The sequence below is a fragment of the Winogradskyella sp. PC D3.3 genome (genome assembly GCF_054366245.1).
In genome coordinates this window covers 2,821,630-2,846,149 of the sequence record NZ_CM135962.1, presented here as the reverse complement: position 1 = coordinate 2,846,149, position 24,520 = coordinate 2,821,630, and the positions used below count along the sequence as shown (strand labels likewise).

At 29.8% G+C, this 24,520-nt stretch carries 23 protein-coding genes; all 23 read left to right on the top strand.

What is annotated here, in order from left to right; translation table 11 throughout:
• Positions 1–7 precede the first annotated feature (7 nt).
• The 23 genes from ACXGSQ_RS12545 (at position 8) to ACXGSQ_RS12435 (ending at position 24,435) form a co-directional block, all read left to right on the top strand.
• The gene (locus tag ACXGSQ_RS12545) at positions 8–496 is read left to right on the top strand and encodes a hypothetical protein (RefSeq protein ID WP_458626499.1); all 489 of its coding nucleotides are present in this window, start codon (positions 8–10) and stop codon (positions 494–496) included.
• Between the two features lie 522 nt (positions 497–1,018).
• Complete coding sequence (gene gcvT, locus ACXGSQ_RS12540; RefSeq protein ID WP_458626498.1) at positions 1,019–2,179, top strand: glycine cleavage system aminomethyltransferase GcvT; 1,161 nt, start codon at positions 1,019–1,021, stop codon at positions 2,177–2,179.
• Positions 2,124–2,963 (top strand): sugar nucleotide-binding protein, encoded by an 840-nt coding sequence (locus ACXGSQ_RS12535; protein ID WP_458626497.1) that lies wholly within the window; start codon positions 2,124–2,126, stop codon positions 2,961–2,963. Before gcvT ends, ACXGSQ_RS12535 begins: the two co-directional genes overlap by 56 nt.
• 49 nt (positions 2,964–3,012) lie before the next feature.
• Positions 3,013–3,300 (top strand): 4a-hydroxytetrahydrobiopterin dehydratase, encoded by a 288-nt coding sequence (locus ACXGSQ_RS12530; RefSeq protein WP_458626496.1) that lies wholly within the window; start codon positions 3,013–3,015, stop codon positions 3,298–3,300.
• A gap of 321 nt (positions 3,301–3,621) precedes the next feature.
• Entirely contained in the window at positions 3,622–4,368 is a 747-nt protein-coding gene (locus ACXGSQ_RS12525; protein WP_334468884.1) for a YebC/PmpR family DNA-binding transcriptional regulator, read from the top strand.
• Positions 4,369–4,506: 138 nt separating this feature from the next.
• Positions 4,507–5,712 carry a site-specific tyrosine recombinase/integron integrase gene (xerA, locus tag ACXGSQ_RS12520; protein ID WP_458626495.1) on the top strand — a complete coding sequence of 402 codons (1,206 nt, stop codon included), beginning with the start codon at positions 4,507–4,509 and terminating at the stop codon, positions 5,710–5,712.
• Between the two features lie 114 nt (positions 5,713–5,826).
• On the top strand, positions 5,827–6,663 hold the full coding sequence (locus tag ACXGSQ_RS12515; protein WP_458626494.1) for an alpha/beta hydrolase: 837 nt from the start codon (positions 5,827–5,829) through the stop codon (positions 6,661–6,663).
• A gap of 160 nt (positions 6,664–6,823) precedes the next feature.
• Complete coding sequence (locus tag ACXGSQ_RS12510) at positions 6,824–7,210, top strand: hypothetical protein (protein WP_458626452.1); 387 nt, start codon at positions 6,824–6,826, stop codon at positions 7,208–7,210.
• A 739-nt stretch (positions 7,211–7,949) separates the two neighbouring features.
• A complete protein-coding gene (locus ACXGSQ_RS12505; protein ID WP_458626405.1) occupies positions 7,950–8,570 on the top strand; it encodes a hypothetical protein in 621 nt (206 codons plus the stop codon).
• A gap of 1,536 nt (positions 8,571–10,106) precedes the next feature.
• The gene (locus tag ACXGSQ_RS12500) at positions 10,107–10,694 is read left to right on the top strand and encodes a hypothetical protein (RefSeq protein ID WP_452227749.1); all 588 of its coding nucleotides are present in this window, start codon (positions 10,107–10,109) and stop codon (positions 10,692–10,694) included.
• Between the two features lie 150 nt (positions 10,695–10,844).
• A complete protein-coding gene (locus tag ACXGSQ_RS12495; protein ID WP_458626493.1) occupies positions 10,845–11,681 on the top strand; it encodes a hypothetical protein in 837 nt (278 codons plus the stop codon).
• A 165-nt stretch (positions 11,682–11,846) separates the two neighbouring features.
• Positions 11,847–12,173 carry a hypothetical protein gene (locus tag ACXGSQ_RS12490; RefSeq protein WP_458626492.1) on the top strand — a complete coding sequence of 109 codons (327 nt, stop codon included), beginning with the start codon at positions 11,847–11,849 and terminating at the stop codon, positions 12,171–12,173.
• A gap of 132 nt (positions 12,174–12,305) precedes the next feature.
• On the top strand, positions 12,306–12,803 hold the full coding sequence (locus ACXGSQ_RS12485) for a hypothetical protein (RefSeq protein WP_458626491.1): 498 nt from the start codon (positions 12,306–12,308) through the stop codon (positions 12,801–12,803).
• Positions 12,804–13,319, top strand: a complete 516-nt coding sequence (locus ACXGSQ_RS12480; RefSeq protein ID WP_458626490.1) for a hypothetical protein — start codon at positions 12,804–12,806, stop codon at positions 13,317–13,319. It begins immediately after the preceding gene.
• Positions 13,309–14,403, top strand: coding sequence for a tetratricopeptide repeat protein (locus ACXGSQ_RS12475; protein ID WP_458626489.1), 1,095 nt, complete (start codon positions 13,309–13,311; stop codon positions 14,401–14,403). The genes ACXGSQ_RS12480 and ACXGSQ_RS12475 overlap by 11 nt, the downstream gene beginning before the upstream one ends.
• A gap of 157 nt (positions 14,404–14,560) precedes the next feature.
• Entirely contained in the window at positions 14,561–15,187 is a 627-nt protein-coding gene (locus tag ACXGSQ_RS12470; protein ID WP_203460981.1) for a DUF6624 domain-containing protein, read from the top strand.
• Between the two features lie 218 nt (positions 15,188–15,405).
• Complete coding sequence (locus ACXGSQ_RS12465; protein ID WP_458626488.1) at positions 15,406–16,119, top strand: hypothetical protein; 714 nt, start codon at positions 15,406–15,408, stop codon at positions 16,117–16,119.
• Between the two features lie 156 nt (positions 16,120–16,275).
• The gene (locus ACXGSQ_RS12460) at positions 16,276–17,037 is read left to right on the top strand and encodes a hypothetical protein (protein WP_458626487.1); all 762 of its coding nucleotides are present in this window, start codon (positions 16,276–16,278) and stop codon (positions 17,035–17,037) included.
• Between the two features lie 162 nt (positions 17,038–17,199).
• Complete coding sequence (locus ACXGSQ_RS12455; protein WP_458626486.1) at positions 17,200–17,712, top strand: hypothetical protein; 513 nt, start codon at positions 17,200–17,202, stop codon at positions 17,710–17,712.
• A gap of 1 nt (position 17,713) precedes the next feature.
• A complete protein-coding gene (locus ACXGSQ_RS12450; protein ID WP_458626485.1) occupies positions 17,714–17,875 on the top strand; it encodes a hypothetical protein in 162 nt (53 codons plus the stop codon).
• 162 nt (positions 17,876–18,037) lie between these two features.
• On the top strand, positions 18,038–19,324 hold the full coding sequence (locus ACXGSQ_RS12445) for an ApeA N-terminal domain 1-containing protein (protein ID WP_458626484.1): 1,287 nt from the start codon (positions 18,038–18,040) through the stop codon (positions 19,322–19,324).
• A gap of 897 nt (positions 19,325–20,221) precedes the next feature.
• A complete protein-coding gene (locus tag ACXGSQ_RS12440; protein WP_458626483.1) occupies positions 20,222–23,434 on the top strand; it encodes an Eco57I restriction-modification methylase domain-containing protein in 3,213 nt (1,070 codons plus the stop codon).
• A gap of 341 nt (positions 23,435–23,775) precedes the next feature.
• A complete protein-coding gene (locus ACXGSQ_RS12435; RefSeq protein ID WP_458626482.1) occupies positions 23,776–24,435 on the top strand; it encodes a hypothetical protein in 660 nt (219 codons plus the stop codon).
• Positions 24,436–24,520: the final 85 nt, after the last annotated feature.

The window sequence follows — 24,520 nt, the reverse complement described above, 5'->3', positions numbered from 1 at the left end:
AAAATTTATGAAAAAATTATTTTTATTAAGCGTATTATTTATTGGTTTTACAACATTATCGCAGGCACAAGAAATTGCAGACAATGCAATTGGCTTAAGATTAGGCGATAGTGATGGCTTTGGTACTGAAGTTTCGTACCAACGAGCACTTGGTGGTAACAATAGATTAGAAGTAGATTTAGGCTGGAGAAGTGGAAATAATTATGACGGCTTTAAATTAGCGGGGTTATACCAATGGGTTTGGGATTTAGAAGGAGGTTTTAATTGGTATGCTGGTGCAGGTGGCGGACTTGGCTCTTACAGTTTTGATAAGTTTTATGTCGATGGAAAAGACTACAATGAAACGTTTGTTTTTTTAGCTGGTGATGTAGGTATTGAATACAGTTTTGATTTCCCGTTGTTGTTATCTTTAGATTTTAGACCAGAAATTGGTTTTGGAGATGTCAATAACGATTTAGATTTTGATATTGCCTTAGGAGTGAGATATCAATTTTAAGACTTAAAACATAGATCATATAAGAAAAACCACCTTTTACGAGGTGTTTTTTTTTGTTCTTATAAATCCTTTTAACTAGGTTGCTTTTCTTAAATATTTCTAATACCATTTTGGCACATATCTAATATAACATTTGATATTTTTTTGAGAAGCAATATTGTTGACTTTGAAGAAATATTGAGATGCAAAAAAGGTGTTTCATACCATAACCCCCTATTTCTAATTGGTATAACGTGTGTTAAAATGTTACTTATTAAAGGTAACACATTAAAACTGGGTGTTATACTAGTGAAATAAATGTCATCATTACTAATCCGAAAGCACGCAAACGCGTCCACACGATGTTTTTATCGTCCTAGAGATTTTGTGATTGTTGCTGTATTTAAAATTTGCGATAAAATTTAGACCTTAAATCTTAAGACTGATTTCTTTAAAGGATTGGCAATTTCCTTAGCATCAAATTATGAAATTCTTCGTAAAATTTATGTAGTTTTGCACATCTAAAAATTAAAATAATTCACAATGAAAGATACTGCTTTATCCTCTACTCACAATGCACTTGGTGCTAAAATGGTTCCTTTTGCTGGCTACAACATGCCGGTTCAATATGAAGGTGTTAACATTGAACACGAAACGGTTAGGACATCGGTTGGAGTGTTTGATGTTTCTCATATGGGTGAGTTTTTAATTGAAGGGCCACATGCTTTAGAATTGATTCAAAAAGTATCGAGTAACGATGCGTCTAAATTAGAAATAGGAAAAGCACAATACAGCTGTTTACCAAATGATGATGGTGGTGTTGTAGATGATTTAATCATTTACAAATTAAAAGAAGAAACGTATTTATTAGTAGTGAATGCGAGTAATATTGAAAAGGATTGGAATTGGATTTCCTCTAAAAATGATGTTGGTGCTGAGATGCGCGATTTAAGCGAAGATTATTCGTTATTAGCGATTCAAGGTCCAAAGGCTGTTGAAGCGATGCAATCTTTAACGAGTCATGATTTATCTGCTATTAAATTCTACAATTTTGTTGTTGGCGATTTTGCAGGTATTGAAAATGTGATCATTTCAGCTACAGGTTATACTGGTAGTGGCGGATTTGAGATTTACTGTAAAAATTCAGAAGTCAAACAAATTTGGGATAAGGTATTTGAAGCAGGAGCAGATTTTGGCATTAAGCCAATTGGTTTAGCGGCAAGAGATACGTTGCGTTTAGAAATGGGTTACTGTTTATACGGTAATGATATTGACGATACCACGTCTCCAATTGAAGCTGGTCTAGGTTGGGTTTGTAAATTCAACAAAGACTTTACTAATAGCGAAGCTTTAAAAGCCGAAAAAGAACATACTCCAAAACGTAAATTAGTGGCTTTTAAACTCGATGAACGTGGTATTCCGCGTCATGGTTACGATATTGTAGATGGTAGCGGAAAAACAATTGGTGTTGTTACTTCTGGTACAATGAGTCCTAGTTTAGGGATTGGTATTGGTATGGGTTATGTTCCTACTGTGTTTTCTAAAGTAGATAGTAAGATATTTATTCAAGTACGTAAAAAGTCCATTCCAGCAACCGTTGTAAAGGCTCCTTTTATAAAGGCTAAATTTCTAGCGTGTAGCTTGATTAATGACGAAGAAACATTTAGATCCTCAAAAGCACCGTATATTAATACTTGGAGCTAGCGGTTATATTGGCAATGCCATATATAAGGAATTGGGACCTTATTTTAAAACCTTTGGTACCTATAGAACTCCTTTAAAAGCCTTTGAAACAAATAAACAATTCTTCCAGTATAATTTGGAAGAAGATGATGTTTATGAAATTTTAGAGGCTTGTCAACCTACCATTATTATATCTGCACTTCGTGGTAATTTTAATGCCCAGACTATTGTGCACCAACACATTGCTGAATATGCATTAAGCTTTGGTTCTAAAATTATTTTTCTATCTTCTGCGAATGTGTTTGATGCTTATAGTAAATATCCTAGTTATGAATTAGACAAAACACTAAGTCATAGCATTTATGGCCATTTCAAAATAAAAATTGAAAATTTATTATTACGTCTTCCTGAAAAACAAGTCGCTATTATTAGAGTTCCTATGATATTTGGTGCGAGTTCACCAAGAATTGAGGAATTAAAACAAGCTATTTTAGAAAATGAATCTGTTGAAGTATTCCCTAATTTAATTATGAATGTGATGCTCGACAAAAAGCTCACACAACAAATTCATTATATAATTAATAGAAATAAATACGGTGTATTTCATTTAGGAAGTTCGGATTTAGTGCATCATGATGATTATACAAAAGACATTATCAGCACTTTAACCGATAAAAAAGTACTATTAAAACAGGTGTATACTACAAATGAAGATCGGTATTTGGCCGTACTTCCAAAGTTTAACAAATTGCCTAAACACCTTCAAATTACGAGCCAACAAATATTGGAAGAACTCAGAAAATAAGCTTACAGTAGCTTCCATATATTAATTTTAAACAAATTAAAACCTTATTATGAAATTAGACGATACTACTATAGAAAAGAAGTTATTAGATTTAACAGATTGGGATTATTATGACAATGCGATTCATGCCGAATTTGAATTCGACAATTTTAAGGATTGTTTTAGTGCTATGAGCCGCATCGCTTTTGAGTGTGAAGCTTTAAACCATCATCCTGACTGGAGTAATACTTATAATATTTTAAAAATATCCTTATCTACGCATGATGCGGATGGAGTAACTCTTAAAGATTTTGAATTAGCAGAAGCCATTGAAGCTATTGTAGAGGTTGAGGACTAGTTATTCTTGGTTGATGGTTGATGGTTGATGGTTGATGGTTGATGGTTGATGGTTGATGGTTGATGGTTGATGGTTGATGGTTGAAAAATAAAAATTTTCAGAGTGATTAGGCTTCCTATGTCTTGTTTTAGAAGTTTTTCAGCTTGAATCTTATATTTTTTTATAATTAGTTTCATTCCTTTTCAAACAATTTCAATATTTTCTTAGATTTGCTATGGTAAAAGTGTCACTACATATAATTTCAGTGTTATTTTTTACACATTACATAAAACATAATCGTTAACAGATTCCTGTTCTACAGGAACTAAAAATATATTTAAGATGGGAAGAGCTTTCGAATTTAGAAAAGCAAGGAAAATGAAACGTTGGTCTGCTATGAGCAAAGCCTTTACGCGTATTGGTAAAGATATTGTAATGGCTGTTAAAGAAGGTGGTCCGGATCCTGATAGTAATTCGCGCCTTAGAGCTGTAATACAGAATGCCAAAGCTGTAAATATGCCTAAAGACAATGTAGAACGTGCCATAAAGCGTGCTTCAGATAAAAGTTTAGGAGATTTTAAAGAAGTCCTTTTTGAAGGTTACGCACAACATGGTATTGCAGTACTTATAGAAACAGCTACAGATAATAACACACGTACAGTCGCTAATGTCCGTTCTTATTTTAATAAAACAGATGGTAGTTTAGGGACTTCTGGATCTGTTGTTTTTATGTTTGATCATACCTGTAATTTTAAAATTAAAGGTGACGATTTAGACTTAGAAGAGCTAGAATTAGAATTGATTGATTCTGGAGTTGAAGAAATTTTTGAAGACACAGACGAAGATGAAAATGGTGTTGAACACACTAGTGTTATGGTTTATGCACCATTTGAAAGTTTTGGTAAAATTCAGGCTTACCTCGAAGAGAACAATATAGAAATTATTTCTTCTGGCTTTGAACGTATTCCACAAGTTACTAAAAAGCTAACACCAGAACAAGCAGAAGATGTTGAGAAACTTTTAGAAAAGCTAGAAGAAGATGATGATGTTCAGAATGTGTATCATACTATGGAAGAAAGTGTTGATTAACTTTTGAGCTAAAGCAATTTGCTGTTTTTTACTTTAGATAAATCGCTACAATTTGTAGTTTCTTAATATATATCTTTAATAATTCATGATTTTAATGTAATTTACAAGGACTCAAAACCTCTGTAAACACTTAATATCATGAAGATTACATTATCAAAGTTGTATCATAACAATGATGACCAGATTGCTATTGGTTTTGAATATAATAAGGAAACAAAAACAATTGTAAAAGCTTTAGAAGGTGTAAAATGGTCACAGACACATAAGACGTTTTACGTTTTATATTCTAAAAACACAATTTATACATTATTTAATTATTTTAGAAGCCATGGCTATTATGTAGACTACAGTCAGTTTAGAAAACCAACAGAAAACACTTATAAACCTGTAAAAAAAATTAAGCCAAGCCATAGTATGGCAGAAATGTTTGCTAGCCTACCTTTGAATTTTAAGGAATTATTAAAGGGTTACACTGGTTTTTTAAAAGGCAAACGCTTGAGTCAAAGCACAGTTCGTACATACGGTTATTTTGTATTGCGATTTATGGATTACTACAAGCCAAAAGAAATAGAGTCTATACAGAAAAAGGACATTGATCATTTTTTTGAAATAGTTTTGGCTGGTGAAAATTTTAGTATTAGTAGTCACAGGCAATGTGTTAGTGCCTTAAAATATTTTATTTCTTTTTGTGATTTACCAGAATTAGACGCTGAGGATTTAAATCGTCCGAAAAAAAGCAAAAAGCTCCCTGTCGTTTTATCTAAAGAAGAGATTATAGATCTTATTCAAGTCACCAAAAACCTAAAACACAGAGCGATTATTGGCTTGTTATACTCATGTGGACTAAGAATTGGAGAATTATTGGCTTTAAAAATCAATGCTTTAGATTTTGACAGGAATTTGTTGCGTGTAAATCAAGGTAAAGGCCGAAAAGACAGAAGTGTTGTAATGAGTGAAGTTTTAAAGCCATTAATTTTTAATTATTTAAACACCTATAAACCAAAGGTTTTTGTTATTGAAGGTCGTGATGGAGGACCGTATTCTGCGACGAGCATACGTCAATTTTTAAAGAAAAGTTGTGGTTATGCAGGCATAAAAAAGCAAGTTACACCACATGTATTACGTCATAGTTATGCTACACATTTAATGGAAAATGGTGTAGATTTACGTCATATTCAAATGTTACTAGGACATGCTAAACCAGAAACGACGATGATCTATACACATGTTGCTCATAGAGATTTAATGCAAATTAGTAGTCCGTTAGACACTGTAGTTAAGTCGATAACAAAATCGCAAAAAAACAATACAGAAGTTTTGTTATCCCGAAATTATAATATATAAACTACTATATTTGTTTTTATATAACACGTTGGCAGTAATGTGAGCAACGAACTCTGAATTAAACAAATGAACTTTTTGAAACTACCAAATCTATTATTTATAACATTTTCTTTTTTGATTTTTTGCAACCCTATATTTAGCCAAAAATTAAACCCAAAAGGACGAGATTTTTTTAAACCAGACCATATCATTAAATCTGAAATTACAAATAAAGATTATTTAATTCATATGTCTTTTCCAAAGAATTATTCTATTCAGGACAGCATAACATATCCTGTACTTTATGTTTTGGATGGAAAAAGTACATTTGGATATTTCGAATCATCTTACATTGATTCTGAAAAACTCGAAGATGTAATTCTCGTTGGAATCAGTCATAAAGTAAATGGAATAGAATCAAAAATTAATAGATTTAAGGACTATACAGCATATAGTGATACAATAACTGACAAAAGATTTGAAAATAAGTTTGATGTAGAAAAAGGAACTATCAAAACTGGTGGAGCTGTTAAATTTTTAGAATGCTTAAAAAAGGAAATTGTCCCATTTATTGAGGAACACTATAAAACTAATTCTGACAGAGGAATTTCAGGACATTCTCTTGGAGGTTTGTTTACAGCATACTGCTTTTTGAATTCCGACAATTACTTTACTCGATTTGGAATAAACAGTCCTTCATTTCAACTTAACGAAGAAATATTTTTAGAGCCAGCTATCAAGAAATTCGCAAATAATAAAACTTGGAATATTAAACCAACTAAAGTATTTATTTCAACAGGAGAAAATGAAAGCCCAATGATGGTGTCTAATATGGTTAAGTTTAGTTTATATCTCAAAAAAAGCAACTACGAAAATATTGAAATGAATTGGAAAATATACAGAAATGAATCTCATACGTCTGTAATTCCGTTTAGTTTAAATGGAACGTTAACAAACTTATATGGAAAATAATAAAACACTACTGCCAACACCGTATAAAATTAATTGCTGGTTTTAGCCAATTTACGAAAGTCCTCGCGGACTTTCTATCTGTGATTTATTTGCTAACTTTAGTGCTTAAACACGCAACTAATCTTATACATAAACGTTGTAAAACATTTGACAAAACATTATGGAAATAGACAAAACGGAAGAATTATTGAAAAAATTTGATTATAAATATCAAAAGAAAAATAACGAACTAATAATAAAAATGGATTTTTCTCAAAGAACGATAATTGACTTCTCTGACTCTGAAAAGATTAAAATAAAAGACAAACTTGTCGGATGGAACTTTTTGACAGGAATGATTGAAATGAGTATTAAAAACGCAACTCTTTTCAATTTTATTGGAGCAATGGTTATGACATTTTTATTTGTTTATTTGGATTTGGAATTTGGCGGAACAAATTTGATTTTCTTCTTTTTAGCATTTATAATTTGGATATTACTTTGGACAATATTTTATTTAGTAAAAGCTGAAAATCTTAAACGAATTTTGATTAGTTGGAATGAATAATAGTAATCTGAATAAAAAACGTTTTACAACACCGTATAAAAATAATTGCGGTTTTAGTGCTTAATCAAAGGTCGTTTCGTGTTTGTAACGTCTGATTTTCCTTCGGAAAATCCTCGCATACAAACCCGCAACTATTCTTATACATAAACGTTGGCAAACATTTTGCGCATGTCAACAATTTCAAGGCTTTCACTAAAGTCTTTACTTATTTGCTTCCAAAAACTACGCTGGAATTCAAAGCGGAAAATTTAAAAAGTATTGCGCTAGAATTTTTCACTCATTCGGAACGTTACGCACGAATTTAGGCTTGCCCAACTTTTGATCATTACATCAATATTATCGCAATCCTCAACTTTTGGCTGGTAAGCGGAATCGTAAAACATACGACCGAACTGTTCGCTATTTTATCAATCCAAATTTAATAGTTTAAACAAATCCTCTGTGATTTCACAAAATTTCGGCTAATTAAAAAATGATTCTATTTGTGGAAAAACGGAATAATATTTCGGAGATTTTATTTAATAATAATTAAAATTACGCCCGAATGACAAAACATGCCCTAAATGCACAAAGGAGTAGTTCGTAAAAAAAAAAAACGTTAGCCAACAATGCATATAATTCATAGCTGCTTCTTACCTACTGTCGAAAAACCTCGCGGTTTTTCTATTTTCGTTATTATTTACTAACTTACTTGCTGAAATAACGCTACAAATCATATACGAGACCGTTGCAAGTAATTATGAAAAACATTCTGCTGTCATTAATAATTTTGACTTCAATAAGCTGTAAAAGTCAATCAAAATCTGAATTGAATTTAGAACAGCTAATTGAACGTGACAAAGCGGAGTTGAATAAAATAACGGAGTCGGAAAAATCTAAAGGAACTATTTCTGAACTGAATATTTTAGATTTAAAATTTGGACAATCGACTAAAGCAGTTGACTCAATTCTAAAACAAAAATCTGACTTTGAATCTGTAAACGGAGATACGAATGAGTTTGAGAATTATGGAATAAACTGGGAATTAAACGCTGACTTTAAAATTCCAACGATTATCCGAACTGATTTTTACAAAGACAAACTATATGAATTGGAATTAGTGTTTTTGACTGACGAAAACAACATTGAACTCGGATTTGAAAAGCTGACTGAATATTTAAGACAAAAATATGGAAATGAGCATTTGAAAGTTTACTCTATTCTGTCACAAACGAAAGAAAACGGACCATTTACATACTATTGGATTGAAAAAAACAGAAAAGTTATGGCTTACCGAATGCAGGAATACTGTTATTTAAGAATTACAGATTTTTCGGTGGATTATGATAAATTGACAAACATATTTGGAAACAAAAAATAACTACTTGCAACAACGTATATAATCCATTGCTAGTGAGAGCCTACTTACGAAAATCCTCGCGGATTTTCTATTCGGTTTTTATTTGCTAAATTACGTGCTAAACCACGCAACGCATCATATACAAAACCGTTGCAAAAAATTGCTCACTCACTCAAACTTCTGAAAAAATTAGCGAATAAAACTCTTGAATTTTAAAAGTTAAACACTCTCTCGCGAGTGGAAAATTATGAAAAAATTTTGTTTGTTTTTTATAGAATTTAGAAAGTTTAAGAAAAATGAACTTTGCGGAATTGAGCAAAATAGAAAAAAATTGTGCGGAATTTTATTTTAAACATAATTTAGAAAGGCTGAGAATTTTCTAAAAATTAAATAAAGTGAAAATTGTTGTCGGAATTAAGCACGTGAGAAAACACTCAAACGCTGAAAAACCAAAATTGCGGAATTGAGCAAAATGCGGAATTAAAATGTTGGCGGAATTTTCACTCAAACGCTGAATTTAGAAAATAATAAGAAAAATTGGAAAATAAAAAAAGCAACATTTTGCAACACCGTGTATAAAAAATTGCTTATTTTTAGCTTAACCGAAGGCAGTTGCATTTTTACTCACTTCAATTTTCCTACGGAAAATAGCCGTTCATAAAAATCGCAACTTTCCATAACACAACAACGTTGGCATTCATTGACCAAAAAACTCAAAATCTGAATTAAAAATAGAACAATGATTAAAAGAAACCTAGCATCAATTTTAATAATAATTTCAAGTATCATAAGCATATTGAATATCGATTTTTCTTATATTTCAGAACCGAAACATTATTGGTCTTTAATTATATCATCATTTATTATTTTAGCATCAATAATATTAATTTATAGTACAGAATCAAAATTTAAGAAAAATATAGAATCGAAATTTGAATAAAATTAATGACGGATTTTTAAAACATTTTCTGAATCGGAAACTGAATTGAAAAATAAAACCCGAATTGAATGCGGAATTTAGCAAGTTTCGGAATTGCTCACTCAATCGGAATTGAAAACTAAAAAGTAGAATATGAAAAACATCTTTATTTATTACCTAACAATTTTAACGCCACTTGCAATTATCATTTGGCTGAATAAAACCGAATCTATAAATTCCACATATTTTGTAGGACTTTTATTTTTCTATTTATTAATTTTTAGAACTTACATAGATGGAAAAAGACTGTCTGACAAGAATATAATTCCCAAAAAAGATATCTGGAAAATGATAATTCCAGGAAAACACATTGAGTATTTTAAAGAACTATATCTGAAATAATTAAGAACTAAAACTATAGCGGAATAAAAAACAACGAAATGCCAACACCGTATAAAAAACATAGGGCATTTATGCAAACTCCAAAGGTCTGTGCTTATTTGCAAAGTCCGCCAAATATAAAATTTGGCGTTTAGGGAAAAATAAAAGCAAAATATTTATATTTAGCTAAGTAATAAACCGAAACGAAAGTGCTTATTTACTGCCCTACGTTTCTTATACTAAACGTTGCCATTAATTTGAAAAAAACGAACTACAAATCAATATTAAAAGCATTTATTCCAATCGGAATTATACTTTTTTTAATTCTATTATCTGAATTAAGAACAGAAGGTTCTTTTGGAGGATTAGTTGACTTTTTTAAATATTTGTTCTTTATAGTTTTCGGAATTATAGTATTTATTTACACTTCTGTAAAACAAGGAAAAAAGATTAAAAACAAAATTGAAATTAAAGAAGCGAAAATTATTTTGACTTTACTCTTAATTTCGACTTTTATAGCAATCAGTTCTTTTTGGTTTCCGAAAGATTTTTTTGACAAAGAATCCGAATTTATCGCAAATGATATTTTTGGAAATGAATTAAGATTATTCGAAAATGGAAAATATATGTTGCGGACAAGAGATTACGAATGGACTACTATTGACAGAGGAATTTACAAAATTAATGACAATGTTATTTTTTTAGGCGAGGAAGTAAAGGAAAAAATCTGGGGAAAAAGAGCCAAAAAGTATCTGATTAAAAACAAAAATCTGATTCCAATTTACTCAAACGGAATTGAAACGGATTCAACTGAATTTTTGACAATAAAACTGAATAAAAACTAATGGCAACAACGTGTATAATTAATGGCTTGTTCTCGCCTACTTACGAAAATCCTCGCGGATTTTCTATTCAGTTTTTATTTACTAAATTAGGTGCTTAAACACGCCACTAATCATACACAAACACGTTAGCAAATATTTAAACCAAACTTTATGAGAAATATTATTTTTTTGACTTTAATCTTCTTTTGTACATTTAGCTGTTCAGACGACTCATCTGATTCTGATAATGGAAATAATCAAAATGGAAATCAATATAATGGGAATATCCTTTTAACTACACAACAAGAAGTTGATGAGTTTGGTTCCAATAATTATGAAATTATAAATGGTAATTTAGAAATTAGAAATAATAACGTAACTATTGACAACACCACCATAACTAATCTTAATAGTTTAAGTAGTATTAAGACAGTAATTGAAGATTTTATTATTGCAGATAACAGAGGATTAGATAACCTAAATGGTATAAATAACTTAGAATCTGTTGGAGGTTATTTTTCGGTATTTGAAAACAGTATAACTTCAGTTAATGGACTTGACAATATCGATTCAGTTGGCAGTACTTTCCAAATTTATGAGAATGATGACCTTATGGATTTAAGTGGACTCTCAAGCCTAACATCTGTTGTGGCTTTGTCTATAGAACTGAATCCATCTCTTAATTCAATCACGGGATTTGAAAATTTAACAACCGTAGTTAATGCAATCACCATTCGTGACAACGAAACATTAAATTTCATTGAGAGTTTCAATCTAAGTGAATTAGATATACTTCGCGTTCGAAACAATAATTCCCTCAACAATTTAGACGGTTTTTCGAATATTGAGCAATTAAATAACTCAATACAAATCATCCAAAATTCGAGTTTATCTGATTATTGTGGTTTACAGAATGCTATTTTAAATAGCCCTGATTTGATTGCTAATATCAGTGATAATTTAATTAATCCAACTTTAGATGATATAGCAAATGATAATTGTGATTAAACATCTTTTCTAAAATAAATTCAGTATTATCTAATCAACTTGATTTATTGACGTTTCCAATTCGTTTTGCTTAAACCTAATAATAACCGTTTTCTATCGATATTGTTTTCATGATAGTTTTTAACTATATTTGTTTTATATAATATTAGTAAAATAATAAATCCTATGAAAACAAATATTAGAGTTATTAGCACTGATGGTGGAGATTTCGGATGTTTCTTCGAAATTGAAGATTTATATGCAAAACTTAGTGGTGTAAAAGATACTTACGGAGAAAACATGGAATTCATCGAAATTGGAAATCACATTCAGCTAAATGATAATTTATTAAAAGTAGTTGACATTAATCTTAAATTTGAAAACATCGACTTAACGACAAAACATTTTAATAAATCAAAAAACTCAACACCTAAAAATTTAATTATTGAAATGATAATAACCGTAGAGTTTGTAAAAAAAATAAAAACATTTGCTAACACCGTGTATAATTAATTGCTTGGTCACTGCCGACTTACGAACATTCCTGCGGAATATTCTATCTGTGATTTATTTGCTAATTTAGTAGCTTAACCACGCAACTAACCATACACAAACCGTTAGCACACATTTGAAAAAAAAATCCGTATGAATAAAATAATTTTACTTTTACTTCTAACATCTTGGTCAGTTAATGCTCAAATCAATTCCAAAATTGAAGGAATAACAATTAACTCACCTTGTGAATTAGAATATACAAGAAATCTTGGAGACCAAAATAATTACGCCTGTGTTTCACAAGATAATAACGAAAAAATTCTACAATATTCCGTAACAGTTCAAAATTTATTTAAGGATATGAATGGTTTAAATGAAAAGACATTAAAAGTGTTTAAAGACCAGTTTTTACAGACCGCAAAAGAAAACGCAGAATCAAATGGAGAAAAAACATCTTCGATAGAATTAATCAATGGAGGAAAAGCATTAAGCATAATATCTGAACTAACTTATTCGGGACATAAGTTTGTTAATACTTCCATAGTATTTCTTCATAAACAAAAAAGCTTTATTGTTAACTTGACAACTAATAATCTAAATAGAAAAAATAATGTTAACGATTTGATAAATAGAATTATATTCAAATAAATGAAAATTACTTCAAAATATATCTTTCATTTATTACTAATATTTTTTGTTTGTCTTTCCTCATTTGCACAAGTCAACTCAAAACATATTAGAGTTAAAGGATATACGAAAAGTAACGGAACTTACGTCGAACCATATTATAGAACTGCACCAAATTCAACAAACAGAGATAATTTTTCTACTAAAGGAAATACGAACCCATATACTGGTACAGCAGGTTGGGTTACACCCGACAATAAAATAAACACACTTTATTCAACCTATTACACACCAAAAACAACATCTTCAAAATCAAAGAAAAATAATAAAAACACATATTCAGACCGTATTTATGTTGAAGATGAATTTGGTCAAAAATCGTTATACCTAAAAGTAATAGACAAAAGAACTTTCGGTATTCACAATTTAAAAAATGAATTAATATTATTTTTGGTTGTTAATCATCGTGGAGATTTTCGCATTTTTGATACAGATGGTATTTACATTAAAACAATTTTTTTAAGCGATGAAAACTAAAATTTTATTTTTTCTATTTGTTATTAATTCAATGCTTTTTGCATTTGGTCAAACTACATATAAAAACCCTCTTGGTTTTACAATAGATTTTGATAAGACTTGGAGAAGGTTACCAAAAGAAATTTTATATAAAAAAACTGCAATGATTAAAGATTTAATGGAATATAAAAGTAATCTTCAATACGATGCTTGTTTTCAAAAATCGGGAAATGCAGATATGGATTATCCATATATTTTATTCAAAAATTATTATACTACAACAACAAATAAAGAAGAAGTTGAAAAGTTAAAAAAATTCTACACAGACAAATTCGGAGTAAATCAAGTTTTAAAAAATTTAGAAACAGAGAAAGTAAAAATGAATCTCGAAATTGGTAAAACTTATTTTGACGAGAAAAAACAACTATTAATTTTTACTTATAATTTAGACTTAAATATAAAAGGAAAACTTATTGGAATGGTTGGTTTTTATATAGGAAAAAGTGCAACATTACAAATACTTTGTTATACATATGCAGACGAATTTAAGTATGACCAAAAAGAATTTTTAGACATCATAAATTCTATAACGGACAATGGTATGCAAACCAAAATGTCTGATTATTTAAAAAATCACGACCAAGCTACCAAATACTATAATGAAGGTCTAAAATATTCAGGTTACGGAAACCGAAAAAAAGCAATTGAATATTATACTTTAGCAATAGGTTTATATCCTCAAGAAGATAGTTATCAGATTTCAGAAGCTTACTATAATCGTGGATATAATAAAAGAAAAATTGATAATCTTAAAGGAGCAATTTCCGATTATACAAAGGCAATAGAATTTCGACCAGACTATTATAAAGCTTTTAATAATAGAGGGTATGCAAATCTTTTATTAGAAAACTACGAAAGTGCTATTAAAGATTTCACTTCTGTAATCAAATATGACAAGTATCAAACTGAATTTACAAATATGGCGTTAGGAAATCGTGGAATCGCTAAATTGAATATTAACCAAGATGGTTGTGTTGATTTGAAAAAAGCAATTGAAGAAGGAAATGATAAAATCGAATCAATTTATAAAGAATATTGCGAATAAAAAACGTGTGCTAACACCGTATATAATTTATTGCTGGCTTCTTGCCTATTTACGAAAGTCCTCGCGGACTTTCTTGGTCGGTAATTATTTACTAAATTAGTTGCTTGAAACACGCAACAAACCATATACAAACACGTTGGCAATAATTAAAAACAAAATGAAAAAATTAATCTTTTTAGTCATAATTGGCATCTTCTCATCAACAGTTTATAGTCAAATCGAAAAACAAAATGAAAAAGAATTAGATTCTTTGAAAACCAAACTCGAAACACTATTAATGGAAGACCAACTTTTTAGGGGATTTTATCAAGATGTTGAAAAGAAATTCGGACAGGATTCGGCTGAATTAGAATACTTTTGGAAAGTGGTTGAAGAACAAGATGAAAGAATAGAAATAGAGTTTATAAAAATTCTTGAAAAATACGGATGGCTTGGAATTAATCAGGTTGGGAGATTAGCAAATGGTGCTTTATTTAGTATAATTCAACATAGTTCTATTGAAACAAAAGAAAAGTATGCACCATTGATGAAAGAATCCGTTTTGAGAAACGAATCACAACCAATACATTATGCGAGATTGATTGACAGAATTCTCGTAAACGATAAAAAACCTCAAATCTATGGTTCCCAGACCACCCAAAATGAAAATGGAGATACAGTTTTCTTCGAAATTGAAAAGCCCGAATTTGTAAATAAACGAAGAAAGGAAATCGGATTAGATGGAATTGAAGATTTCGCAAAAGAACGTGGAATTGAATGGAAAATTACTCAAACGGAAAAATAACTATTGCCAACACCGTATATAAAAAATAGCGCGAGTCGTTGGTAACACAAAGGTTCGGGCATTTTTGGGAAGTCGCCAAATTTTTAAATTTGACAAATTCCCAAAAATAAAATAATTAGTAAAATTTAAAAATTCGGCTTGTGTTTCATCCGAAAAGTTATCGCTTTTTTAGCGCTACTTTTCATATACAAGACCGTTGGCAAACATATAACCGAACAATGAGATTCATCTACATAATTCTATTACTAATTCTGACTTTTGGTTGTTCCCCAAACAATAACACATCGGAATTTGAAAAAGTTTTAGGAAAAGAAAATAACGAGACTCTGACTTTACTCGTGAACGACTTTGAAAATGACTTCCTAAAAAAGCAGTATCCTAATTCTGAACTAAACGAATCTTATAAAAAATTCTTGATTGATTATAAAAATGGAAGCCTCGAAAATTGGGTACCATTACCAAAAAAAATAACAGAAAGATTTAATTCAAGTCAATTAGAAAAAGAAATGTATTATCATCCAGATTCAGTTTGGATTTTACCAAATAGTTCCTTTGACAAAGTAGAAGAAGATTCCTTGATATTTTTAGAAATAAATCGACCTTATATAAAATTAAGAAAAAAAGACTTGATACTCTCTAATCCTGAAAAAACAGTCTATGAATATGAACGCCACCAATATCTAAAAATAGATTCTTTCACGAATAAGGATTCGCTTATTAACAAGTTTTTAAATATAAAATATACTAATAGATTTGGCGGAAAATATGTTATAGCCACTAATTATATCAGAAAATTAGGTGGATTTTACGAAAAGTTTTCTGACCGTAAAGGAATTATAAGTAAAGAACAATTTTGTGAGTTAGTCTTAACAGAAGCTGATTTGAATGACGAACTAGTTAGGAAATTAATTTTATTGGAATTAGTATTATAAATACGATTTGCCAACACCGTATATAATTTATTGCTGGTTCTAGCCTGCTTACGAAAACCCTCGCGGATTTTCTATTCGGTTTTTATTTGCTAAATTACGTTCTTAACCACGCAACAAACCATATACAAACACGTTGGCATTCATTTTGGAGAACCTATGAAACATTTATATTACATTTTAATTTTTGCTTGTTTTTTAAGTTGCAAAGCTCAAACAACCGAATCGAAAATCGGAATTGTTGAAACGGCTGAATTCGAACATCCCGAATTAATTTCAGACTTTGTTTCTTCAGAATGGGGAAAAGTATTTAAAGCAAAAGACAGTTTACTGAATATCGGAAAACCAGTAATTCCCGATTTGATAAAACTAATGGACGACCCAAAAGCGTTCGCAAAATTGCAAAATACAGCAGATTTAATTTATCCTGGCGCAACTGAATTTTGGGGACACGGTTGGGTAATTGACTATGATTTAGATTGGATTGCTATTCGTGCAGGTTGGGCAATGGAAAATTTGACATCGCAGAATTTCGGATTTTCAGAAAATGTGATAACCGAAAAGGAATTAATGGATTTACACAAAAAGGATTATGATAAATACATTGAAACAGGAAAGCACGATGTTGATTTTGAAAGACAAAAATTCAAAGAATTAGATGCTATAATTTTAAAAGCAAAAGATTGGTGGAATAATAACGAAGATAATTGGACACCTTTAAGCGGATTAAAAAACGCTATTTTTAGTAATGATATTAACAGACAATTAGATGCAATTCAACAAATGAGATTTACTCGGTTTGAAATTAAAGGGTATAATCAAGAATGGTTTGACAGAGAAATAAAAGCTCGAATTATTGAACTGAATAAAACCGACAATGAAGAATTGAAATTACAAACTGGATATTTATTACGGAAATAAAAAAACGAAATGCCAACACCGTATATAATTTATTGCTGGCTTCTCGCCTACTTACGAAAGTCCTCGCGGACTTTCTTGGTCGGTAATTATTTACTAAATTAGTTGCTTGAAACACGCAACAAACCATATACAACAACGTTGGCTGTAATTTGAACCAAGAAAATGGGAAAAAAGAAAAAACATAAAGAGGATTTTCCAAAAGACAATAATTGTCAAATTCTTGCTTTAAAATCAAGAGAATTACTTAACGACCAAATAAATTCTGTTGACACAAATAATAGTAAAGCTGGGACTTTTATTTCAATTTCATCTCTTTTTATTCCATTAGCATTTTCCTTATTTGAAAAATTTGAATTATCAATTGTTTGGATACTCATATTTTTCATTCCAATAGTTTTGAATCTAATCGGATTATACTTTCTTGTCAAAGCATTATTTCCACGAAAAATTTATCACGGAATGAACTTTAATGAATTTCAACCTCTACTCGAAAAGTCAGAAGATGAAATTTATCTTTTTGAGATTGGAATAAATAAAGATTCGTTTAATGACAATAAGAAAACAATAAATGAACAAAACAAAAATTTAAAAACTGGCTTAAGTATTATTTTTTTAAGTGCTGGAGTTTTGACTTTGATAATTTTTGTAAATTTAATAATTACAAATTGTAACTAAAATGGCTAAAAACAATAACAACGGAAATTCTAGCAGCGATAATTCTAATAATAATAATAATAATAATTCAGGAAATAGCTCTAGACAAATTCCATCAACAAGTCCTTCTCAAAGGTCCACTATTGACAAAGGAAAGAACGGAAATAATATTACGAAAAAATAAAAACTACAGCCAACACCGTATAAAAATAATTGCGGTTTAGTGCTTAATCAAAGGTCGTTGAGTGTTTGTAACGTCTGATTTTCCTGCGGAAAATCCTCGCATACAAACCCGCAACTATTCTTATACATAAACGTTGTAAGCCATTAAAAAAAACGAACTGAATTGAAAAACGAAAATGAATTTAAAGGAATTTGGTGGCTACCAGAAAATCCCGAAGAGCAAATTTATGGAACGGTAAAATCATCAAATGATGACGGAACCATACTTGACCTATTTGGTTCTTTTAAATCGAATAAAAGAGAGTATGAAATCATTTTAGGTTTTACAAGTAATGGTAAATGGATTACACTTTATAATTCTTTCGATATTAAAAGAGGTTTTAGTAGTCCAGGTTTTGATTCTTGTCAGATTTTTTCAAATTTTATGTTTATTGGAAAAGAGCATTTAGAAAAAAAATCAAGTCTCAAATTTCATAAATCTACAGTCTATTTAAAAAATCTTGATGAATGGGTTAATAAAAGAGAGAGTTTTAAAATAGAACAGAACTGGAAAGAAAAAGAAGTTACTATTAATTACAAATTACCAGAAAGTTCTAAAATAGAACTAAACGATAATTTATCATTAACTATTAACCCAACAGCAAAAGGACCAAGTGAAAACATTGTACAAAAAGAAGTCAAAATAACACAACGCATTGGTTGTAATCTTGAGTATAAAAGAAAACAAAACTTTGATAAAATTTTACAAGATATTAGTCATTTTGAAAATTTCTTAACCCTTTGTTCTCAAAAACCAACTTATCCACTAGAATTTTCAGTCATAATAAAAAAGCCAAAAGAAAAGCAAAACAGTGTTTTTGAGGTTTATTATCAAGTTAAAAAACCGAGCAAAATTCAGAAAGATTTATCACCTTTTGACTTCTTGGTTTACTTTAGAAATATAGAACCAAAATTTGAGAACGTTATTAAAAAATGGTTTTTTACAAAAGACCTTTTAGACACTTGTTACATTCCTTATTTTAATAATTTTTATGGCAAACAACTCTACACTACTGACAAGTTTTTAAATATTTGCAGAGCAATTGAAGCCTTTCATAGAGATACTGTAGGAGAAATTGACCCGACTACATCAAGACCATTTCATTACAAAAAGAGAATTATTAAAATAATGAACGATTGTAATTCTAGTTATAACTTTTTATTAAAGATTCGTGATAAAGATAAATTCGCTATAAAAATTAAAGATTTTAGAAATGATTTTACACATTCAAATCCACTTTTAAATAATATCAACAAAAAATATTTAGAGACTCACTATCTCACAGAAAAATTGACAATAATTTTGACTTGTGCAATTCTAAAGTATTTAAACTTCACAAATAAGGAGATAAAATTAATGATTGAAAACACGAGTTTATATAACGGATTAAAATATAAAGGAAGAAAATAACGGCTTACAACACCGTATATAATTTATTGCTGGCTTCTCGCTTACTTACGAAAGTCCTCGCGGACTTTCTTGGTCGGTAATTATTTACTAAATTAGTTGCTTAAACCACGCAACAAACCATATACAAACACGTTAGCAAACATTTTGTGCGTGTCAACAATTTCAAGGCTTTCACTAAAGTCTTTACTTATTTGCTCCCAAAAACTACACTGGAATTCAAAACTGAAACTTAAAATATATTACGCTGGAATTTCTTACTCTTTCGGAACTTTACGCACGAAATTTGGCTTGCCCAACTTTTGTTTATTAATTCGAAAATATTGCAATCCTCAACTTTTGGCTGATAAGCGGAATGGTAAAACGTACGGCGGAACTGTTCGCAGTTTAAAAATTTGAAATTAGTGGTTTAAATCAATCGTTTCTGATGTCACGAAAATTAAGATGAAAAACAAAACTGATTCTCTTTACGGAAAAGAACGGAATAATATTTTGGAGATTTTTTTTGACATTTAAGTAAAAAAAATGAAACTACGTATGAAAAACAAATCGGGCGGAAATGCACAAAGGAGTAGTACGTAAAAATTAAAAAACGTTAGCTAACAATGTATATAATTCATAGCTGCTTCTCGCCTACTGTCGAAAAACCTCACGGTTTTTCTATTTTCGTTATTATTTACTAACTTACTTGCTGAAATAACGCTACAAATCATATACGAGACCGTTGTGTGTAATGTGAAAATCGTGCTAAAATTGAACATTTGAACTAAAAAAGCCAACGCACAAACAGCACATTCATTTTTTTGCCAACGCGAAATGCCAACGCTGAAAAAAATAAAAGAGCTGTTTTTTGCCAACGCTCGGAATAATCTTAAATTTGAAAAAAAACATTAAACATATATGAGCTTATTTCAGAACTCTGTTCTAAACAAATATTTAAAAGGATTAGAGTCCGAAAAAGTTAATGAAGCTTACGAAAGATTTACAAGCCATTTCCATAATCCGACCATTCAAGAAAATATAAGGAATTCCAAAGAGGAACAATACCAAGGCGAATTTCTGATTGACCTTTTTGTAAACGTATTCGGATACGTTAAAAACCCAACGCCTGACTTTAATCTCACAACGGAATTAAAAAATATAAAAGGCTCAAAAAAGACAGATGGTGCAATTCTAAAAGGCGAAAAAGCACTTGCAGTAATTGAGCTAAAAGGCACAAATACAACCGATTTAAGCAAAGTAGAAACCCAAGCATTTGGATATAAAAACAACCAACCAGGTTGTAATTATGTAATTACTTCCAACTTTGAGAAATTGCGTTTTTACATTGACAACGCAGTAGATTTTGAAGAATTTAATTTGTTTCAACTTACAAAAGAGCGTTTTGAAATCCTTTGTCTTTGTCTTTCTTCAGAATATCTTCTAAAAGACATACCTAAAAAGATTAAAGACGAATCCTTAACACAAGAGGAAAACATCACTAAAAAATTATATAAAGATTACGCTTCATTTAGAAATGAAATTTTTGATGCAATTCAAAATGAAAATCCTGAATACGATAAGCTTACTTTATTCAAGAAAACACAAAAACTACTTGACCGTTTTTTATTCATCTTCTTTGCAGAAGACAGATTATTACTTCCACCAAATTCTATTCGTTCAATTGTAAACCAATGGACAGATTTAAAAGATAAATACGATGAGTATTTTCCTTTGTACGACCGTTTTAAAAAATATTTCGGTTATATGAACACAGGACACAAAGGACAACAACACGACATTTTCGCATACAATGGTGGGCTTTTTGCACCAGACGAGATTTTGGACAACATCAAAATAAATGACGAGTTACTTCATAAACACACAGTTAATTTAAGCAATTACGATTTTGAGAGCGAAGTAAGCGTAAATATACTTGGGCACATCTTCGAACATTCATTAAATGACATTGACGAAATTCAAGCAGAAATTCAAGGAGTTACAACTGAGCAAAATAAAACCAAGCGTAAAAAAGACGGTGTTTTTTACACACCAAAATACATTACCAAATACATTGTAGATAATACAGTTGGCAAACTTTGCGAGGAAAAGAAAATCGAACTTGACATACAAGAAACTGAATACGAGAAAGAACGTAAAGGAAGACAAAAAGCAACATTAAAAAAATTAACTCAAAAATTAGAAGATTACAGAAAATGGTTACTGCAAATTACCATTTGCGACCCAGCTTGTGGAAGTGGAGCATTTTTAAACCAAGCGTTAGAATTTCTAATTACCGAACATCAATACATAGATGAATTACAAGCAAAACTTTTTGGAGATGCAATGATATTAAGCGAAGTAGAAAACTCTATTTTAGAAAATAATTTATTTGGTGTCGATATTAATGAAGAAAGTGTTGAAATTGCAAAATTATCACTTTGGTTACGTACTGCTCAAAAAGGCAGAAAACTTACCTCATTAAACAAGAACATAAAATGTGGCAACAGTTTAATTGATGACCCAACTGTTGCAGGAGAAAAAGCCTTTAATTGGCAAAACGAATTTCCAGAGATTTTTGCCAAAGGTGGTTTTGATGTAATTATTGGAAATCCACCTTATGTTAGAGTTCAGAATTTAGATAAAAACAGCGTTGTTTATTTTGAAGAACATTATAAATCAGCAACAGGGAAATTTGATATTTATGTTCTCTTCAATGAATTGAGTATTGACCTTTTAAAAGAAAGAGGTTTATTGTCTTTCATACAACCTCATAGATTTATTAATGCTGATTTTGGAAAGGGTTTAAAAAATGTTTTTGAATCTACACAATACCTAAATAAAATAATTTCTTTTTCAGATATAGATATATTTCAAGGTGCAACAACATACACAGCTATCTTTTTTTTAGAAAAAAAAGTAACAGATAGTATTCTTTACAAAGAATATATAGATAAAAAACCAATTTACATTTCAGAAAATTTAGATTTTCTTAAAGATGATGACTTTATAAAAGTTAGCTATTCATCAATAAAAAACAATTGGGAATTTAAAAATGAAGCTGAACTAACCTTACTTAAAAAGTTAAGAGGTTTTAAAAAACTATCCGATATTTCATTGAACATTTCTCAAGGAGTAATTCCAGGTAGTGATAAAATTTATTACTTAGAAGTAATTGAAGAACAAGGCGAAAAAGTTTTGGTTAAAAACCAACTTGATGATAATAAGTTTTTGATTGAAAAGAAAATAACAAGAAGTATTATTAAGGGAAATAATATTAAACGTTATGCTTCACCAACAAGCGACTACATAATAATTTACCCTTATACATTCTTAAATAATGAGCAGAAACTTCTTAGCTTAAAAGAGTTAGAACAAAACTTTCCATTGACATTTAATTACTTGTCTGAGCATAAAGAGTTCTTAATTAACTTAAGAAAAAAGTACAAAACAAATCCATTAGAATGGTATGGTTTTCACAGAGCAAGGGAAATGAGATTTTTAGAAACAGATAAACTTATTACTTCTCACACCTCAATTTCACCTTCATTCACATATTCAACAGGTTCAAATTATTTTAATCAAAATGTATATGGAATAGAAATAAAAAAAGATATTTCCCTAATTCAGATTTTAGGTATTTTAAATTCTAAGCTTTCAGATTTTTACATCAGAAACACAAGTAGTATGATTAATGGTGGTTACTACCTTTATAAAACAGATTACATTAGTAATTTACCTATTATAACAAAAGAAAAGAGCCAATTAATATCATTAACTAAAAATGCGTTAGAGTTAAATTCTACACTATCCAATCACAATGAAAGATTTTTGAAGTATTTAGCACAAAGTTATAGAATTGAAAAATTCTCAAAAAAGTTGGAAAATTGGAACGAATTAGATTTTGGAGAATTTATAAAAGAACTTAATAAAGTAATTAAAAAATCTGACGGTGAAAAACTTAGTAAATCGGATGAAATTGAATGGATGGAAATATTTGATGCTAAAAAAAATGAAGCAATTAATTTAATAGGACAAATAAACAATACCGAAAGAGAAATTGACATAATCGTTTATGAATTATTTGGTTTGACAGCAGATGAAATTAAAGTTGTGGAAGAAGCCACTTCATAAGCCATACACATTTGCAATTCGCTTCAGCCAACACACAATCCAAAAATTGCAAAAGAGTATGTCTTGCCAACGCTCACATTTGAACTAAATAACAAACATAGGAAAACAAAGCAGAACGCAAAACACTACACACAACAACGTGTATAAAACATAGCTATTATAGGCTTTCCGAGAGGTTTTTGCTTATTTACAAACTACGCCAAATTTTTTATTTGGTTATATTTAGAAAAAAAAATAAACATAAAAATAAAAAATTCGGCTCGTGCTAAATCCGAAAAGTTAGCGTTTATTTATACGCTACGTTTCATACACAAGACCGTTGGCAAACATATGTCCGAATAATGAAATTCATCAAACTAACAATAATTTTACTTTTGACTTTTAGTTGTTCAAATGAAAAAAAAATAGCACAATTTGAAAAGGTTTTGGGAAAAGAAAACAGCGAAACTCTGACTTATCTCGTAAACGACTTTGAATCTGACTTTCTCAAAAGGCAATATCCGAATTTAGACACTAAAAATGCTTACAAACAATTCTTGACTGATTTAAAAAATGGAAGAACTGATTTACTGGAATCAGTATCAAAAGAGAGTAGAAAACGATTTGAACAAAGCAATTTAAAACATGAAATTTATAGTTATGTAGATTCTGTTTGGATAGAAAATGATTTTCTGATAAAAAAAAGATTTGTAAATAAAAGTCTAAATGGAATAATTCAATACAGTGTTCAGACTCAATCTGGAAATATTCCAAGTAACTTTAATAAAGATTCTTTGATAATTGCAGAAATGGATTCAAGAACTCTAAACAATTTAGGAAAATATTGGATAGCATTGGATTCTATAAAAAATCAAAATGATTTCATTAAAGAATACTACAAATTCAAAATACCAATGGGCTTTTTACACCCAGAAATAGTTTCAAATATGATGTTAAATTCTGATTTAAATTTTTCTGACTATTACATTAAGAGAATTATAATAACCGATTTTATATATTAATAATAAATACGATTTGCCAACACCGTATATAATTTATTGCTGGTTCTAGCTTGCTTACGAAAACCCTCGCGGATTTTCTATTCGG